Genomic DNA, 16,753 nt, shown 5'->3' on the forward strand with positions numbered 1-16,753 from the left:
GGCGGCTGGAACTGTCGGCCTAGTGGACGCAGGGGCCGGTGCCTCGGGGCATGGCCAGGATCTCGCGGCCGCGGTCCGGGGTGATCATCTGGCCCAGGACCGGGTCGGCGAACAGGGATATCGGGGCGATTTGGTCCTCGCACACCGGGTGCCACAGGCGTAACGCCGCACGGAGTTCGGGCCAGGCTTCGTCACACAGGCGGGCGCGGGCCGTGCGGACCTTGGCGGGGTCGGACAGTGGGTCGGGTTCGGGCCGCGGGCCGTCGTCCGCGTACAGGGTGACGACGATCGGCCCCGTACGGATCGGTGGCTCGTCGTGAGTCTGGAACGCCGGGTGCCCGGCGAGGCGGTCGACGACGGCGTGCACGGCCGCGTCGAACTCAGGCCCGCCGAAAGCGAGCCGGAAGCCCGGCTCGGCCGTCCGGGCCTGGTAGTCGGCGACGACCGCTCGCACAGGTGCGGGCGCGTACTCCTTGAGCCGCGGCAGGGGCCGCAGGGGGTGATGCGGCCAGGCGGTAGAGGAACCGTTCGAGGACGTACTCGACCATGACTTCGTCCGTGGACCGGCTGGTGCGGCGGGCCAGGTTGCGTAGATCGTTGCAGACGCGGCCGGCCGTGGTGTCACGGGTGGGGTTGGCCATCAGGCGAGCACCGCCTCAACGGAAGGGCGGATAACGGAGAGAGCGCCCAACTCGCGTGTGACATACGGGAGTTGGCTGACCCCGTCACGGCCGCTTCGACGCAGGTAGGGGCCAAGTGCGGAGAGAGCGAGGGTCTCACCGATGCGGCTTCGGTGGCGCATCGCGTCAACGACGCTGCGGGGGGTGTTGTACATGGGGATGGTCTCTCCGGGGGCTGCTTCGAACCGCTCGACGCCGAGAGTGAAGGTCGTTGGGGCGTACTGCGCCACTACGGTCGGCGGGTAGGAAATCGTGGGGCGGCGTGTGCCGCGCGGCACGGCGATGTGTACCGCTGCCGGGATGTCGTCGATCAGCTCGTGCAGGGCCAGGGCGGACTCGTCACACACGACAGCGCGAGGAGCCCGTGCGCACACAGCCAGCAGATCTGCGTGCGCGGTCTCCGGTGCGTCTGCCCGTCGGTAGACCCCCCGGGACAGTTCGTCTATCTCTCCCTTGGCAACCAAGGACGCCAGATCGCGAGAGGAGAGCAGGACCTGACGCGCAGTACTCATGTATCGAATGGTGCCCCTCTGGAGGCTTGAGGGGATCGATTTGATACATCCTGACGGCGGTCGGCGCTCAGGGCGGATCGGAACGGTGATCGAGGAAGTCACGAACCCCCAGGCCAGGCTTCCATCCTGTGAGATTTCCTGGGGACTTTTCGGGGACTTTTAAGCCTGTCCCAGGGACTTCTCGGGGATTTTCCGCCGAGTAAGCAGGGAAGGCCCCGACAGCACTGAAAGACACGAACGTGCTGTTCAGGGCCTGTTACCTCAGCACTCGATGATGTTCACAGCCAACCCGCCCCGCGCCGTCTCCTTGTACTTCACGCTCATGTCGGCCCCGGTCTCCTTCATCGTCTTGATGACCTTGTCGAGGGACACCTTGTGCGAGCCGTCCCCCCGCAGGGCCATCTTCGCCGCCGTGACCGCCTTGACCGCGGCCATGCCGTTGCGTTCGATGCAGGGGATCTGGACCAGCCCGCCGACCGGGTCGCACGTCAGACCCAGGTTGTGCTCCATGCCGATCTCGGCGGCGTTCTCGACCTGTTCGGGGGAGCCGCCGAGGACCTCGGCGAGGGCGCCCGCGGCCATCGAGCAGGCCGAGCCGACCTCGCCCTGGCAGCCGACCTCCGCGCCGGAGATGGACGCGTTCTCCTTGAAGAGCATGCCGATCGCACCGGCGGCCAGCATGAACCGGACCACGCCCTCCTCGTCGGCGCCCGGCACGAAGTTCATGTAGTAGTGGAGCACCGCGGGGATGATGCCGGCGGCCCCGTTGGTCGGGGCGGTCACCACCCGTCCGCCCGCCGCGTTCTCCTCGTTCACCGCCATCGCGTACAGCGTGATCCACTCCATGGAGTGCGCCAACGGATCGCCCTCGGCGCGGAGTTGGCGGGCGGTGACGGCGGCCCTGCGGCGCACCTTGAGCCCGCCGGGCAGGATGCCCTCACGGGACATGCCCCGCGACACGCACGCCCGCATGACCTCCCAGATCTCCAGCAGTCCGGTGCGGATCTCGTCCTCGGTGCGCCAGGCGCGTTCGTTCTCCAGCATCAGGGCGGAGATCGACAGCCCGGTCTCCTTCGTCAGCCGCAGCAGCTCGTCGCCGGTGCGGAAGGGGTACTTCAGCACCGTGTCGTCGAGCTTGATCCGGTCCGCACCCACCGCGTCCTGGTCGACGACGAACCCGCCGCCCACCGAGTAGTAGGTCTTCGACATGAGCTCGGCGCCCGAGGCGTCGTACGCCCACACCGTCATGCCGTTCGCGTGGTAGGGGAGTGTCTTGCGGCGGTGCAGGACCAGGTCGTCGTCGAAGGAGAAGGGGATCTCGCGCTCGCCGAGCAGCTTCAGGACGCCCGCGGCCTTGATCTCCGCCACCCGGTCGTCCGCGTTCTCCACGTCCACCGTGCGCGGGGAGGCCCCCTCCAGGCCGAGCAGCACCGCCTTCGGGGTGCCGTGGCCGTGACCGGTCGCGCCCAGGGAGCCATAGAGCTCGCAGCGCACCGAGGCGACGGAGGACAGCAGCTCCTCGTTGCGCAGGCGGCGGGCGAACATACGGGCCGCGCGCATCGGGCCGACCGTGTGGGAGCTGGACGGGCCGATGCCGATCGAGAACAGGTCGAAGACCGAGATGGCCACGGGCACTCCTTCAAAGAGGGTGGGGGCACACGTCGTCGGGTGCCCCCACCGTGGAACTACTTGTTCAGGCCGGGGTACAGCGGGTGCTTGTCGGCAAGGGCCTTCACCCGGGCCTTGAGCGACTCCACGTCGTACGACGGCTTCAGCGCCGAAGCGATGACGTCCGCGACCTCGGTGAAGTCCTCGGCCGTGAAGCCGCGGGTGGCCAGGGCGGGCGTGCCGATCCGCAGCCCCGACGTCACCATCGGCGGGCGCGGGTCGTTCGGGACGGCGTTGCGGTTGACCGTGATGCCGACCTCGTGGAGACGGTCCTCGGCCTGCCGGCCGTCCAGTTCGGACTCGCGCAGGTCGACGAGGATGAGGTGGACGTCGGTGCCGCCGGAGAGCACGTCGACCCCGGCCTCCCGGGCGTCGTCGGCCGTCAGACGCTCGGCGAGGATGCGCGCACCGTCCACCGTACGCCGCTGGCGCTCCTTGAACTCCTCCGAGGCCGCCACCTTGAAGGACACCGCCTTCGCCGCGATCACGTGCTCCAGGGGACCGCCCTGGAAGCCCGGGAAGACGGAGGAGTTCAGCTTCTTCGCGAACTCCTTCTTCGCGAGGATGATCCCGCCGCGCGGTCCGCCCAGCGTCTTGTGGGTGGTGGAGGTGACCACGTCCGCGTACTCGACGGGGTTCGGGTGCAGCCCCGCCGCCACCAGGCCCGCGAAGTGGGCCATGTCGACCCACAGATACGCCCCGACCTCGTCGGCGATCCGGCGGAACTCCGCGAAGTCCAGCTGCCGCGGGTACGCCGACCAGCCGGCGATGATCACCTTGGGCCGGTGCTCCTTGGCGAGCTTCTCCAGCTCGGCCATGTCGACGAGACCCGCCTCGTCCACGTGGTACGCGACCACGTCGAACTGCTTGCCGGAGAAGTTCAGCCGCATCCCGTGGGTCAGGTGGCCGCCGTGCGCCAGGTCCAGACCCAGGATCGTGTCGCCGGGCTGCGCCAGCGCGAACAGGGCGGCCTGGTTCGCGGAGGCACCGGAGTGGGGCTGCACGTTGGCGTACTCGGCGCCGAACAGCTCCTTCAGACGGTCGATCGCGATCTGCTCGGCCACGTCGACGTGCTCACAGCCGCCGTAGTAGCGGCGGCCGGGATAGCCCTCGGCGTACTTGTTGGTGAGGACCGAGCCCTGCGCCTCCATGACGGCGAGCGGGGCGAAGTTCTCCGACGCGATCATCTCGAGGGTGGACTGCTGACGGTCCAGCTCGGCGTCGACCGCGGCGGCGATCTCCGGGTCGAGCTCGTGCAGGGGCGTGTTCAGTGCGGACATCGGGTGCGGACTCCTCAGCCGGCGGAAAAGGCGGTGTACTCGTCGGCGGAGAGCAGGTCGGCCGGCTCCTCGGCGACGCGTACCTTGAACAGCCAGCCGCCCTCGAAGGGGGCGGAGTTCACCAGCGCCGGGTCGCTCACGACGTCCTCGTTGACCTCGGTGACCTCACCGGAGACGGGGGAGTACAGGTCGCTGACCGACTTGGTCGACTCCAGCTCGCCGCAGGTCTCGCCCGCGGTCACCGTGTCACCGACCTCCGGGAGCTGGACGAAGACGACATCGCCGAGCGCGTTGGCCGCGTGCTCGGTGATGCCGACCGTCGAGACGCCGTCCTCGGCGCCCGACAGCCACTCGTGCTCCTTGCTGTAGCGCAGCTGCTGCGGGTTGCTCATGGTCTGAATTCTCCTGTACGCGGGGGAGTGCTGATGAATGGGGGACTGCGGAAGACGTGCGTGAGCAGCGACTCTGTGCTCAGCATCACCTACGACGGCTACTTCTGACGCTTGTAGAACGGGAGCGCCACGACCTCGTACGGCTCGTGACTGCCCCGGATGTCCACACCGACACCCGCCGTGCCCGGCGTCGCGTGCGCGGGGTCGACGTACGCCATCGCGATCGGCTTGCCCAGGGTGGGGGAGGGGGCACCGGAGGTGACCTCGCCGATCACCTCGCCGCCCGCGACGACCGCGTACCCGGCACGCGGGACCCGGCGGCCCTCGGCGATCAGCCCGACGAGGACGCGCGGCGGCTCGTGGTTCGCGTTCTCCGCGGCCTCGCGCAGGGCCGCGCGGCCCACGAAATCGCCCTCCTTCTCGAACTTCACCACCCGCCCGAGGCCCGCGTCGAAGGGGGTGAGGGAGGTCGACAGCTCGTGCCCATACAGCGGCATGCCCGCCTCCAGGCGCAGCGTGTCCCGGCAGGACAGCCCGCAGGGGACGAGCCCGACGCCCTCGCCCGCCTTGGTCAGCGCCTGCCACAGCTCGACCGCGTGCTCCGGCTTCACGAACAGCTCGAAGCCGTCCTCGCCGGTGTACCCGGTGCGGGCGATCAGCGCGGGCACCCCGGCGACCGTGCCGGGCAGACCGGCGTAGTACTTCAGGCCGTCGAGGTCGGCGTCGGTCAGGGAGGCGAGGATCCCCGGCGCCTGAGGTCCCTGTACGGCGATCAGCGCATAGGCGTCCCGGTCGTCACGCACCTCGGCGTCGAAGCCGGCCGCGCGCTCGGTCAGCGCGTCCAGCACGACCTGGGCGTTGGAGGCGTTGGCGACCACCAGGTATTGAGAAGAAGCGGCCTCGGTGTCCGCGAGCCGGTAGACGATCAGGTCGTCCAGGATGCCGCCGTCGGCCTGGCAGATCATGGTGTAGCGGGCGCGGCCGACACCCACGGACGCGATGTTGCCGACGAGGGCGAAGTTCAGCAGCTCGGCCGCCTGCGGCCCGGTCACGGTGATCTCGCCCATGTGGGAGAGGTCGAAGAGCCCGGCCTTCGTGCGCACGGCGTTGTGCTCGTCGCGCTCGGAGCCGTAGCGCAGGGGCATGTCCCAGCCGGCGAAGTCGGTCATGGTCGCGCCCAGCGAGCGGTGCAGGGCGTCGAGCGCGGTACGACGGGATTCGGTGCTGCTCATCGGACGGTCGTCTCCCAAGGATCCAAGGCATGACGGGCGAGGGCTTTCCTCCCCATCTGTCATCGGAACCTGAGAGGTTCGCCCTGATCACGAAATGATCCGGGCTTGCACCGTGGGTGGAGCCGCCTTCGAGTCGGCGGCCCGCTTTTCAGATGTGCCTCGCCCGCGCGGTAACGGGGCCTGAGAGATTCAAGGGAGGGACTTGCTCCTTCGGCGCCCGGGTACACGTACCCAGGACTCTCCCGCGCGGATTCAAGCGGCCGGTATGCAGTTGGCGCGGACATCATTGCACGCCTCGCACGCGTCCGGCAGGGCGGCGTCTGTAACCAGCTTGTGGCGGTACGACTACAGAAAAGCGAGAGATCGTCCATTACCTTCTCTTTACGCTCGGTGGGGAGGGAGAACCCGACCCCGGAGGAGGACGATGACGGTGGACAGGACCACGGCGTACGCGACGACCTCGGGCATCGCGCTGCCGGAGCAGCCCGCGGCCCCGGCCGTCGAGCTCCGCGGCGCATGCCACACCCCGGTCGTCCGCGACCTGCGCGACCGCGCGGGCCGCAGTCCGCACGCCCTGCTCTTCGGCCCCAGGGACCTCGTCGTCATCACCGGCCTGCCCGGCAGCGGCAAGTCCACGCTGATGAGGCGTGCGGTGGGCGGGATCCGGATCGACTCCCAGGACACCCGCGACCGCTGGGACGGCCGGCTGTCCCGCTTGCTGCCGTACGCCGTCTACCGCCCCCTGGTCCGGCTCGCGCACTACGCCGGACTGCGCAGCGCCCTGCGCTCCGGCGAGGGAGTCGTCGTCCACGACTGCGGGACCCAGGCCTGGGTGCGCGGCTGGCTGGCCCGCGAGGCCCGGCGCCGGGGCGGCACCCTGCATCTGCTGCTGCTCGACGTCACGGCGGACACCGCGCTGGAGGGCCAGCGCGAGCGCGGCCGGGGCGTCTCGCGGTACGCCTTCCTGCGGCACCGGGGCGCGGCCGCCCGGCTGATCCGCTCCGTGGAGCGCGGTGACATGCCCCCGGGCTGCGGTTCGGCGGTGCTGATCGACCGGGACGCCGCGGACGTGCTGCGGCGGATCGGCTTCACGGGCTGACGCGGACGGGTTTGCCGGGCTGAGCCACCTTTCCACCGCACCCGCTAGCCTTTCAGCCACATCAGTAGGTTCACAGCAGGCGGTCAGACAGATGGACTTCCCGGCGGATCTTCCCGCGGACTTTCCGGCACCGGCACACCCGCACCCTCATCCGCACGGCGGATGGCCCGGCAACGAACTGGAGGAGGTGCTCTCGGCCTCCCTCGGCATGCCCTCGGCGGGCGGCCGGATCATCGAGGTGCTCGGCCGCAGCTTCGTCTGGATCCCTCTGCCGAACGGCGGCGGTCCGCACAGCGGTCCCCTCGACCTGCCCACCCTGGAGATCGGAGGCCAGGCCTTCGTCCCGGTCTTCAGCTCCGAGGAGCAGCTCCGCCAGGTCGTCGGCAGCCATCTGTCGTTCACCATCGCTCCGGCGGTCGAGTTCGCCCGCGGCCTGCCCCCGCACGTGGGCATCGCGGTGAACCCCGACGGAGTGGTCGGCGTCCCCCTTCCGCCCGCCGCGGTCGCCGACCTCTGCCGCGTGGGCCGCACCCCGCTGGACGGCCCCAACACCGGTGGCCGGGTCAAGCTCTACGAGCCGGACTGGCAGGACGACCCGGTCGACTTCCTGGCAGCCGCTTCGGCCGAGTTCGCGGCCACGGGGGTGGTCCGCACGGCTCGCCGCTGCCTGGCCGCGATCGAAACGGCCGACCCGGTGATGTTCGTGGGCGTCGAACTCTCCCAGTGGGAGGGCGATCTGCGCACGCTCCCGATGGACGCCCTCGGCAGGGCACTGGGGACGACTCCGGTCCGCTGGCCGGTCAACCTGGTTCTGCTGGACGTGGCGGACGATCCGGTGGGCCACTGGATGCGCGAACAGGTGCGTCCCTTCTATACACAGGGCTGACGGCGCACGGATCCCGAGCTCGTGGGCGCTTAAGCTGGTTTCCTACTCGGGGCAACTTTTCAAGAAGGGGCGATACAGGGTGAGCGCCACCACGACCGACCAGGTCGAGCACATGCTGCGCCAGGTGACCCCCGGGCGCTACGACGCCTACGAGGCACTGCTGCGCGCCCTGGCGACCCCCAACTCCGGCCAGATCTGGATGCTCCTGTGGCACGGCCAGGCCGGCTCCCCGGACGCCCAGTACGGAAACATGGAGGTCGACGGCTACGGCTACGCCCCCTGTGTGACCTCGGCCCAGGAGCTGAGCGCCAGTGGCTGGAACCGCTCGTACGAAGTGGTCGACGGCATCGACGTGGCCCGCACCCTCTACCCCGACCAGTACGGCCTCTGGCTCAACCCGCACGCCCCCGGCGGCGGCCTCGGCATCCCCTGGCTCGATCTGCGTCGCATCGCCACCGGCCTCGAGCGTCAGCCCGCGGGGCCGCTCAGGCTGTCGGAACCCGGCATCGAGATCCCCCAGTTCTACGCGCAGCTCGTGCAGAACGCCCACCGCACCCCGGCGGTCCGCTCACTGCGCCGCGCCTGGGTGCAGCCGGCGCTCGGGGCGCCGTATCTCGCGATCGGCCTGGACGTGTACGACACCAGCCCCTCAGCCGTGGACTCGGTGCGCGCGATGATGCAGCAGTCCATCGGCGCCGTCCCGGACGGGCTCCCGGTGTCGACCGTGGCGATGTCCGACGAGTACGACCCGGTGGCGCTGTGGATGCGCGCCGGCGCCCGTCCCTTCTACGACCGCGAGGCGCACGGAGCCCCCGCGCAGGCTCCGGCGGGCGGGTACGGCTACCCGTCGGCCCGTGGTGGTTACTGAGAGCTACTATCACCTGTTCGACTCGTCCACGTAACGGCCACATTTCTTCGCGCGTAGATAACGGCAGATCATCACGAAGATCGCCTGTTGTACCCTTTTGTCCCAACTCACATGCGTCCGAGAGGCGTTACCCGTTGTTCGGATAACGGAATCCCTCGTACTGCATCACGGTTACGCATACTTTCTTCGCCAGGCCTGGCGGGTGATCGCAGCGAAGCTGAAGACTCCCCAGGCAGACGCAGGATCAGACGTTCCCTGCGAGCTGAGCAAGTCGACAAAGCCGTAATCCACGGCAGGTGTAGGCCGGTCACCACCGGCGAGAGGGGTCGGGTCACTGTGACCGCACCGATCGAGACCACCGGGGCGCAGGCCGAGGCGCAGCCGGAGGCTGTCCTCGTCGGCGTCGACAAGGGGCAGATCGAGGGCCGTTCCCTGGGGCAGATCGCCTGGTCCCGGTTCAAGAAGGACAAGGTGGCGGTCGCCGGCGGCGTGATCGTCATCCTGCTGGTCCTCCTCGCGGTGCTCTCCCGGCCCATCCAGGCCATGTTCGGCCTCGACCCGAACGCCCTGCACCAGGATCTGATCGACCCCAACACCTCGCTGCCCAAGGGCGACTTCGGCGGCATGAGCTGGGACCACCCGCTCGGTGTGGAGCCGAAGTTCGGCCGCGACATCGCCACCCGCATCCTCGAGGGCTCGTGGGTCTCGCTGGTCGTGGCCTTCGGCGCCACGATCCTGTCCAACACGATCGGCGCCGTGCTCGGCGTGGTCGCCGGCTACTACGGCGGACGGGTCGACACGATCATCAGCCGGCTGATGGACACCTTCCTGGCGTTCCCGCTGCTGCTGTTCGCCATCGCCATCTCGGCCACGCTCCAGGGCGGTGCCTTCGGGCTCGAGGGCCTGCCGCTGCACATCAGCGTGCTGATCTTCGTGATCGGCTTCTTCAACTGGCCCTACCTGGGCCGCATCGTCCGAGGCCAGACGCTGGCCCTGCGCGAGCGGGAGTTCGTCGACGCCTCGCGCGGGATGGGGGCCAGGGGGCCGTACATCCTCTTCCGGGAGCTGCTGCCGAACCTCGTCGGTCCGATCATCGTCTACTCGACGCTGCTCATCCCGACCAACATCCTCTTCGAGGCGTCGCTGAGCTTCCTCGGCGTCGGCATCCAGCCTCCCCAGGCCTCCTGGGGCGGCATGCTCAACCAGGCCGTCGACTTCTACCAGGTCGACCCGCAGTACATGATCGTGCCTGGTCTGGCCATCTTCGTGACCGTCCTGGCGTTCAACCTGCTCGGTGACGGTCTCCGCGACGCTCTCGACCCGCGTAGCCGCTGACCCGCGACCGCGGTGAGAGTCCACCAGATTTCCGACAATTGAAGGGGAAGCAGACCATCATGCGAAGGTCAGCGCTGGCCGCAGTGGCGGCCATCGGCAGTGCGAGCCTGTTGCTCTCGGCTTGCAGCAAGGCCGATGACAACGGTGAAGACGGGAACAAGTCGGCTGGGGCCAACGCAGCGACCAAGGGTGTCGTCAACGCCTCCACCCAGAAGGGTGGGACGGTCACGTACGAGTACTCCGACGTCCCGGACTCCTTCGATCCCGGCAACACGTACTACGCCTACATGTACAACCTCAGCCGGCTCTACGCCCGCCCGCTGATGACCTTCAAGCCCGGTCCGGGCGAGGAGGGCAACACGCTGGTACCGGACCTCGCCGCGAGCGCGGGCCAGCCCAGCGACGGCGGCAAGACCTGGACGTACAAGCTGCGCTCGGGCCTGAAGTACCAGGACGGCACCGCGATCACCTCGAAGGACGTCAAGTACGCCGTCGAGCGCTCCAACTTCGCGCGTGACGTGCTCTCGCTCGGTCCGAACTACTTCCAGCAGTTCCTGGCGGGCGGCAAGGACTACAAGGGTCCCTACAAGGACAAGAGCGCCGAGGGCCTGAAGTCCATCGAGACGCCGGACGACACCACGATCGTCTTCAAGCTCAACACCGCCTTCCAGGAGTTCGACTACCTGGTCGCGACGCCGCAGACGGCGCCGGTCCCGCAGGCCAAGGACACCGGCATCGACTACGTCAAGAGCATCGTGTCCTCGGGCTCGTACAAGTTCCAGAGCTACGACGAGGGCAAGCAGGCCGTCCTCGTCAAGAACGAGAACTGGGACCCGAAGACCGACCCGCTGCGCAAGCAGTACCCGGACAAGATCGTCGTCAAGCTGAAGGTCAACGCCGAGACGATCGACCAGGACGTCCAGGCCGGTGACGCGATCGACCTCGGTGGTACCGGTGTCCAGGCCGCGACCCAGGCCAAGGTCGTCAACGACGCCAAGCTGAAGGCCAACACGGACAACACCTACGGTGGCCGTCTGGTCTACATGGCCATCAACACCCAGGTCGCGCCGTTCAACAACGTCGCCTGCCGCAAGGCCGTCGAGTACGCCGTCGACAAGGTCTCCGTGCAGACCGCCGAGGGCGGCCCGATCCGCGGTGACATCGCCTCCACCGTTCTGCCGCCGGACATCCCCGGCTACCAGAAGGCGGACGTCTACGCCACCACCGGCAACAAGGGTGACGTCGCCAAGGCCAAGGAGCAGCTGAAGGCCTGCGGCAAGACGACGATCAACACCAACATCTCGGCGCGCAGCGACCGTCAGCAGGAGATCGACGCGGCCACCGCGATCATCGCCTCGCTGAAGAAGGTCGGCATCAACGCCAGCCTGAAGCAGTACCCGTCGGGCAAGTACTTCACCGACTACGCCGGTGTCCCGACCTTCGACAAGAAGCAGAACATCGGTCTGCACATGATGCAGTGGGGTGCCGACTGGCCGGGCGGCTACGGCTTCCTCCAGCAGATTCTGAACGGTGGCGCGATCGGCGCCTCCGGCAACACCAACCTCTCGTACCTCGATGACAAGCAGATCAACGAGGCGCTGGCCAAGGCGATCGCCACCGAGGACGAGACCGCGCGCAACGCCCAGTACGCCGCGATCGACAAGCGTGCGATGGACCTGGCGGCGCTCGTTCCGCTGACCTACTTCAAGGTTCTGCTGTTCCGCCCGGACAACTACACCAACCTGGTGTCCTCGGCGGCCTTCAGCGGTCAGTACGACTACCTCAACATCGGCACGACCAAGAAGTAGCCCCGGAAGGCAGGTGAAGGCATTGGTGCCCGTGGGCCTCGCGGCCCGCGGGCACCAGCGCCGGTCCCCGTGATCTCGTACATCCTCCGTCGGACGTTCGCGGCAGTGATCCTGCTGCTGGTCGTCACCGCGGTCACCTTCGCGATCTTCTTCCTGCTGCCGCGGATGGCCGGCCAGACCGCCGACCAGCTCGCGCAGCAGTACATCGGAAAGAGTCCGACGAAGGCCGACATCGCCGCGGTCAAGCAGAACCTCGGTCTGGACGAACCCCTGTACGCCCAGTACTGGCACTTCATCAAGGGGATCGTGGCCGGCGCCACCTACGACCTGGGTCCCACCACGGCGCACTGTGACGCGCCGTGCTTCGGCTACTCCTTCAAGAACCACGTCGCGGTGTGGCCGCAGCTCACCTCGCGCCTTCCGGTGACCATCTCGCTGGCCGCCGGTGCCGCCGTCATGTGGCTGGTGTCCGGCGTGGTGATCGGTGTGATCTCCGCGCTCAAGCCGCGCAGCTTCTTCGACCGCGCCTTCATGGGCGTCGCGCTCGCCGGTGTCTCGCTGCCCATGTTCTTCACGGGCAACCTGGCGCTGCTGCTCTTCACCTACCAGTGGCCGATCTTCGGGCGAACCTACGTACCGTTCACCGAGAATCCGGCCCAGTGGGCCAACACACTCTTCCCGGCCTGGTGCTCGCTGGCGCTGCTGTACTCCGCCATCTACGCGCGGCTGACCCGCTCGGGCATGCTGGAGACGATGAACGAGGACTTCATCCGCACGGCCCGCGCCAAGGGTCTGCGGGAGCGCAGGGTGGTGGCCCGGCACGGGCTGCGGGCCGCGCTGACCCCGATCATCACGGTCTTCGGCATGGACCTGGGTCTGCTGCTCGGCGGCGCCGTGATCACCGAGACGGTGTTCTCGCTGCCCGGCATCGGCCAGTACGCGGTGCAGGGCATCACCGACAACGACCTGCCCCCGATCCTCGGCGTCACCCTGCTCGCCGCCTTCTTCGTCGTGATCGCAAATCTCCTGGTGGACCTGTTGTACGCCGCCGCCGACCCGCGGGTGAGGCTCTCGTGACCGAACTCTCCAAGACCGGTGCCGCCCTGGGCGAGCCGGCTCCCGGAAACGCTCCCGACGCCTTCCTCGCGGTCCGCGACCTCAAGGTGCACTTCCCGACCGATGACGGCCTGGTCAAGTCCGTCGACGGGCTCAGCTTCCAGGTGGAGAAGGGCAAGACCCTCTGCATAGTCGGCGAGTCGGGCTCCGGCAAGTCCGTCACCTCGCTGGCGATCATGGGCCTGCACCGGCTCGGGGCGCAGGGCAAGCACGTGCAGATGTCCGGCGAGATCTGGCTGGACGGCAAGGAACTCGTCTCCGCCGACCCCGACGAGGTGCGCCGGCTGCGCGGCCGGGAGATGGCGATGATCTTCCAGGACCCGCTGTCCGCGATGCACCCGTATTACACGATCGGCAACCAGATCGTGGAGGCGTACCGGGTCCACAACGACGTCAGCAAGAAGGTCGCCCGCAAGCGGGCGATCGAGATGCTCGACCGGGTCGGTATCCCCGAGCCGAACAAGCGCGTGGACGGCTACCCGCACGAGTTCTCCGGCGGTATGCGCCAGCGCGCGATGATCGCCATGGCGCTCGTCAACAACCCCGAGCTGCTCATCGCGGACGAGCCGACGACCGCCCTCGACGTCACCGTCCAGGCGCAGATCCTCGACCTCATCCGGGACCTGCAGAAGGAGTTCGGCTCCGCGGTCGTCCTCATCACCCACGACCTGGGTGTGGTCGCCGAGATCGCCGACGACGTCCTGGTGATGTACGGCGGCCGGTGCGTGGAGCGGGGCAGCGTCGACGACGTCTTCGAGCGGCCGCAGCACCCTTACACCTGGGGTCTGCTCGGCTCGATGCCGCGCATCGACCGGGAGACCTCCGAGCGGCTCATCCCCGTCAAGGGTCAGCCGCCGAGCCTCATCAACGTCCCCTCGGGCTGCGCCTTCCACCCCCGCTGCCCGTACGCGGACATCCCCAAGGGCGATGTCACCCGTACCGTGCGCCCGGAGCTCCAGCAGGTCGGCGGCGGGCACTTCTCCGCGTGTCACCTCTCGCCGGAGGACCGCACGCGGATCTGGACCGAAGAGATTGCGCCGAAGCTGTGAGTGAGACGAAGAAGACGGACGCGGACGTGACGGCCGCCCCCGACGAGCGCGAGATACTGCTCAAGGTCGAGGGCCTCCAGAAGCACTTCCCGATCCGCAAGGGCGTCCTCCAGCGCCAGGTCGGTGCGGTCAAGGCGGTCGACGGCATCGACTTCGAGGTGCGCAAGGGCGAGACCCTCGGCGTGGTCGGGGAGTCGGGCTGCGGCAAGTCGACCATGGGCCGGGTCATCACCCGCCTCCAGGAGCCGACCGGCGGTTCGATCCACTTCGAGGGCCAGGACATCACGCGGCTGAACGCGGCCGGGATGCGTCCGCTGCGGCGGGACATCCAGATGATCTTCCAGGACCCGTACGGCTCCCTGAACCCCCGGCACACCATCGGCGGAATCGTCTCGGCGCCGTTCCGGCTCCAGGACGTGGAGCCCGAGGGCGGGGTGAAGAAGGAGGTCCAGCGCCTGCTGGAGCTGGTCGGTCTGAGCCCCGAGCACTTCAACCGCTACCCGCACGAGTTCTCGGGAGGCCAGCGCCAGCGCATCGGCATCGCGCGCGCACTGGCCCTGAAGCCGAAGCTGGTCGTGGCGGACGAGCCGGTCTCGGCCCTCGACGTGTCGATCCAGGCGCAGGTCGTGAACCTGATGGACGACCTCCAGGAGGAGCTCGGCCTCACGTACGTGATCATCGCGCACGACCTGTCCGTCGTACGGCACGTCTCGGACCGCATCGCGGTGATGTACCTCGGCAAGATCGTCGAACTCGCCGACCGCACCGCGCTGTACGAGGCGCCGATGCACCCGTACACCAAGGCCCTGATGTCGGCGGTCCCGGTGCCGGACCCGAAGCGCCGTGGCGCCAAGTCGGAACGCATCCTGCTGCGCGGCGACGTCCCGTCCCCGATCTCCCCGCCCTCGGGCTGCCGCTTCCACACCAGGTGCTGGAAGGCCACGGAGATCTGCAGGACGACGGAGCCCCAGCTGATCGAGCTGCGCCCCGGCCAGCGCGTGGCCTGCCACCACCCGGAGAACTTCGAGGACCAGGCCCCGCAGGACACCGTGCTCCTGTCGGTGGCCAAGGAGGCGGCCTCGCTGGTCGCCGAGGAGGTCCTGGCGGAGTCTGCGGCAACGTCGGCGGCGGTCGCGGCGGAGGTGGAGGGCTCCCAGGAGGCAGAACCCTCCGAGACCTCGGCCGAGAAGCCCGCGGCCGAGGCCACGGCGGACGCCGAAGCCACGTCCGCGAAGACCGGCCCGGGAGCGAGGACCGCGCCCGCGACCGGCGTCCAGGAAGCGAAGGACGACGGTCAGGAGTCAACTGACGAGTAACGCATGACGAGTTGGCAAAGTCATGCACATGCCCGAACGGGAGAGTGAAGAGTCGTCCGTGTCCGACTGATCGGCACACGCTCGAAGGGACGACACGATGGGACTCTCCCGTTCGGCACGCTTAGGAGCCGTCGCTACCGCGGCGGCTTCCTTCTTTGTCATCGCGGCCTCGCCAGGCCCCGCCCCCGGTGCCCCCGGCATCGGCGACTCCTACTTCCCGCTCCTCGGCAACGGCGGCTTCGACGCCCGCCACTACGCCCTCGACGTGGCGTACAACCCGGACACCGACCGTCTGGACGGCCGTACGACACTCACCGCCCGCGCCACCCGGAACCTCTCCTCCTTCGACCTGGACCTCCAGAAACTCGAGGTCACGCGAGTCGAAGTGAACGGCAGACGCGCCCAGTTCACCCGCGACGGCGACGAGATCCGCATCACCCCGCGCCAATCCCTGCGCAAGGGCCACGACTTCACGGTCGCCGTCACCTACGGCGGTGTCCCCGAACCCCTCAGCGGCCCGATCGTCTTCGGCTCCGACTACGGCTGGATGAAGACCCCCGACGGCGTCTTCGTCGCCTGTGAACCCAACGCCGCCTCCACCTGGTTCCCGTCCAGCGACCATCCCTCCGACAAGGCCGCCTACGACATCCGCATCAGGACCCCCAAGGGCCTGACCGCGGTCTCCAACGGCCGGCTCGTGTCGACGTACGACAAGGGCGGCTCGACGTACACCCACTGGCGCGAGAAGAAGCCGATGGCGACCTACCTCGCGACCGCCACCATCGGGAAGTTCGACGTCCGCACCGGGAAGACGCCCGGCGGCATCCCCATCTACACCGCCATCGACCCGGTGCTGGAGAACAGCAACAACGTCGACGTGTACGGCGTGACCGCCGAGGCCACCGACTACTGGTCGCAGGTCTTCGGGCCGTACCCCTTCGAGGAGACCGGCGCGATCGTCGACGACATGCCGCAGGCGGGGTTCTCGCTGGAGGTGCAGTCGAAGCCGGTGTACTCGGCGGTGCGCAACGAGACCACGATCGTGCACGAGCTGGCCCACCAGTGGTTCGGCGACTCGGTCTCCGTCGCGCACTGGAAGGACATCTGGCTCAACGAGGGCTTCGCCACCTACGCCCAGTGGCTGTGGGCCGAGCACAAGGGCACCCGCAGCGCCCACGACTCCTTCCTCGCCGGCTACGACGCCCGCCCCGCCGACAACCCGTTCTGGCAGATCACCGTCGGCGACCCGCAGCGCGACACGATGTTCGCGTCCGCGGTCTACCAGCGCGGTGCGATGACCCTCCAGGTGTTGCGCGAACGGATCGGTGACAAGGCGTTCTTCAAGCTGCTGCCGGCATGGACCGAGCTTCACCGCTACGGCAACGCCGACACCGCCGACTTCATCCGCCTCGCGGAGAAGGTCAGCGGACAGCAATTGGACGACCTGTTCCGCACCTGGCTCTTCACGACGGGCAAACCTGCCCGGTAAAAGCCCCTGCGCAACAATGCGGT

At 68.5% G+C, this 16,753-nt stretch carries 15 protein-coding genes and 2 riboswitches; of the genes, 9 read left to right on the plus strand and 6 right to left on the minus strand.

What is annotated here, in order from left to right; genetic code table 11:
• Positions 1-19 precede the first annotated feature (19 nt).
• The 6 genes from AQJ46_RS29205 to gcvT form a co-directional block, all read right to left on the minus strand.
• Positions 20-454 (minus strand): hypothetical protein, encoded by a 435-nt coding sequence (locus AQJ46_RS29205; RefSeq protein WP_059208414.1) that lies wholly within the window; start codon positions 452-454, stop codon positions 20-22.
• A 186-nt stretch (positions 455-640) separates the two neighbouring features.
• Complete coding sequence (locus AQJ46_RS29210) at positions 641-1,192, minus strand: type IV toxin-antitoxin system AbiEi family antitoxin domain-containing protein (protein ID WP_059208415.1); 552 nt, start codon at positions 1,190-1,192, stop codon at positions 641-643.
• Positions 1,193-1,453: 261 nt separating this feature from the next.
• Positions 1,454-2,821: an L-serine ammonia-lyase gene (locus AQJ46_RS29215; protein ID WP_059208416.1), complete on the minus strand. Its 1,368-nt coding sequence runs from the start codon at positions 2,819-2,821 to the stop codon at positions 1,454-1,456.
• Between the two features lie 56 nt (positions 2,822-2,877).
• Entirely contained in the window at positions 2,878-4,140 is a 1,263-nt protein-coding gene (gene glyA, locus AQJ46_RS29220) for a serine hydroxymethyltransferase (protein WP_059208417.1), read from the minus strand.
• A 14-nt stretch (positions 4,141-4,154) separates the two neighbouring features.
• Positions 4,155-4,532 (minus strand): glycine cleavage system protein GcvH, encoded by a 378-nt coding sequence (gcvH, locus tag AQJ46_RS29225; RefSeq protein WP_007384830.1) that lies wholly within the window; start codon positions 4,530-4,532, stop codon positions 4,155-4,157.
• A gap of 98 nt (positions 4,533-4,630) precedes the next feature.
• Positions 4,631-5,764 carry a glycine cleavage system aminomethyltransferase GcvT gene (gene gcvT, locus AQJ46_RS29230; protein WP_059208418.1) on the minus strand — a complete coding sequence of 378 codons (1,134 nt, stop codon included), beginning with the start codon at positions 5,762-5,764 and terminating at the stop codon, positions 4,631-4,633.
• A gap of 46 nt (positions 5,765-5,810) precedes the next feature.
• Positions 5,811-5,922: riboswitch (glycine riboswitch) on the minus strand.
• Positions 5,923-6,019: riboswitch (glycine riboswitch) on the minus strand.
• A 169-nt stretch (positions 6,020-6,188) separates the two neighbouring features.
• Between gcvT and AQJ46_RS29235 the strand changes: the two genes are divergently transcribed.
• From AQJ46_RS29235 to AQJ46_RS29275, 9 genes are all read left to right on the plus strand, one after another.
• Complete coding sequence (locus tag AQJ46_RS29235) at positions 6,189-6,863, plus strand: AAA family ATPase (protein WP_059208419.1); 675 nt, start codon at positions 6,189-6,191, stop codon at positions 6,861-6,863.
• Positions 6,864-6,954: 91 nt separating this feature from the next.
• Positions 6,955-7,749, plus strand: a complete 795-nt coding sequence (locus AQJ46_RS29240; protein WP_059208420.1) for an enhanced serine sensitivity protein SseB — start codon at positions 6,955-6,957, stop codon at positions 7,747-7,749.
• A 112-nt stretch (positions 7,750-7,861) separates the two neighbouring features.
• Positions 7,862-8,617, plus strand: coding sequence for an enhanced serine sensitivity protein SseB C-terminal domain-containing protein (locus tag AQJ46_RS29245; RefSeq protein WP_107117361.1), 756 nt, complete (start codon positions 7,862-7,864; stop codon positions 8,615-8,617).
• A 336-nt stretch (positions 8,618-8,953) separates the two neighbouring features.
• The gene (locus AQJ46_RS29250) at positions 8,954-9,952 is read left to right on the plus strand and encodes an ABC transporter permease (protein ID WP_057616312.1); all 999 of its coding nucleotides are present in this window, start codon (positions 8,954-8,956) and stop codon (positions 9,950-9,952) included.
• 59 nt (positions 9,953-10,011) lie between these two features.
• On the plus strand, positions 10,012-11,760 hold the full coding sequence (locus AQJ46_RS29255; RefSeq protein WP_059208633.1) for an ABC transporter substrate-binding protein: 1,749 nt from the start codon (positions 10,012-10,014) through the stop codon (positions 11,758-11,760).
• Between the two features lie 69 nt (positions 11,761-11,829).
• Positions 11,830-12,837 (plus strand): ABC transporter permease, encoded by a 1,008-nt coding sequence (locus AQJ46_RS29260; protein ID WP_059208422.1) that lies wholly within the window; start codon positions 11,830-11,832, stop codon positions 12,835-12,837.
• Positions 12,834-13,925 (plus strand): ABC transporter ATP-binding protein, encoded by a 1,092-nt coding sequence (locus AQJ46_RS29265; RefSeq protein WP_059208423.1) that lies wholly within the window; start codon positions 12,834-12,836, stop codon positions 13,923-13,925. Before AQJ46_RS29260 ends, AQJ46_RS29265 begins: the two co-directional genes overlap by 4 nt.
• Positions 13,922-15,241 carry an ABC transporter ATP-binding protein gene (locus AQJ46_RS29270; protein ID WP_059208424.1) on the plus strand — a complete coding sequence of 440 codons (1,320 nt, stop codon included), beginning with the start codon at positions 13,922-13,924 and terminating at the stop codon, positions 15,239-15,241. Before AQJ46_RS29265 ends, AQJ46_RS29270 begins: the two co-directional genes overlap by 4 nt.
• Positions 15,242-15,338: 97 nt before the next feature.
• Positions 15,339-16,730, plus strand: coding sequence for a M1 family metallopeptidase (locus AQJ46_RS29275; protein ID WP_059208425.1), 1,392 nt, complete (start codon positions 15,339-15,341; stop codon positions 16,728-16,730).
• Positions 16,731-16,753 lie beyond the last annotated feature (23 nt).

The organism is Streptomyces canus, assembly GCF_001514145.1.
Taxonomy (GTDB): Bacteria; Actinomycetota; Actinomycetes; order Streptomycetales; family Streptomycetaceae; genus Streptomyces; species Streptomyces canus.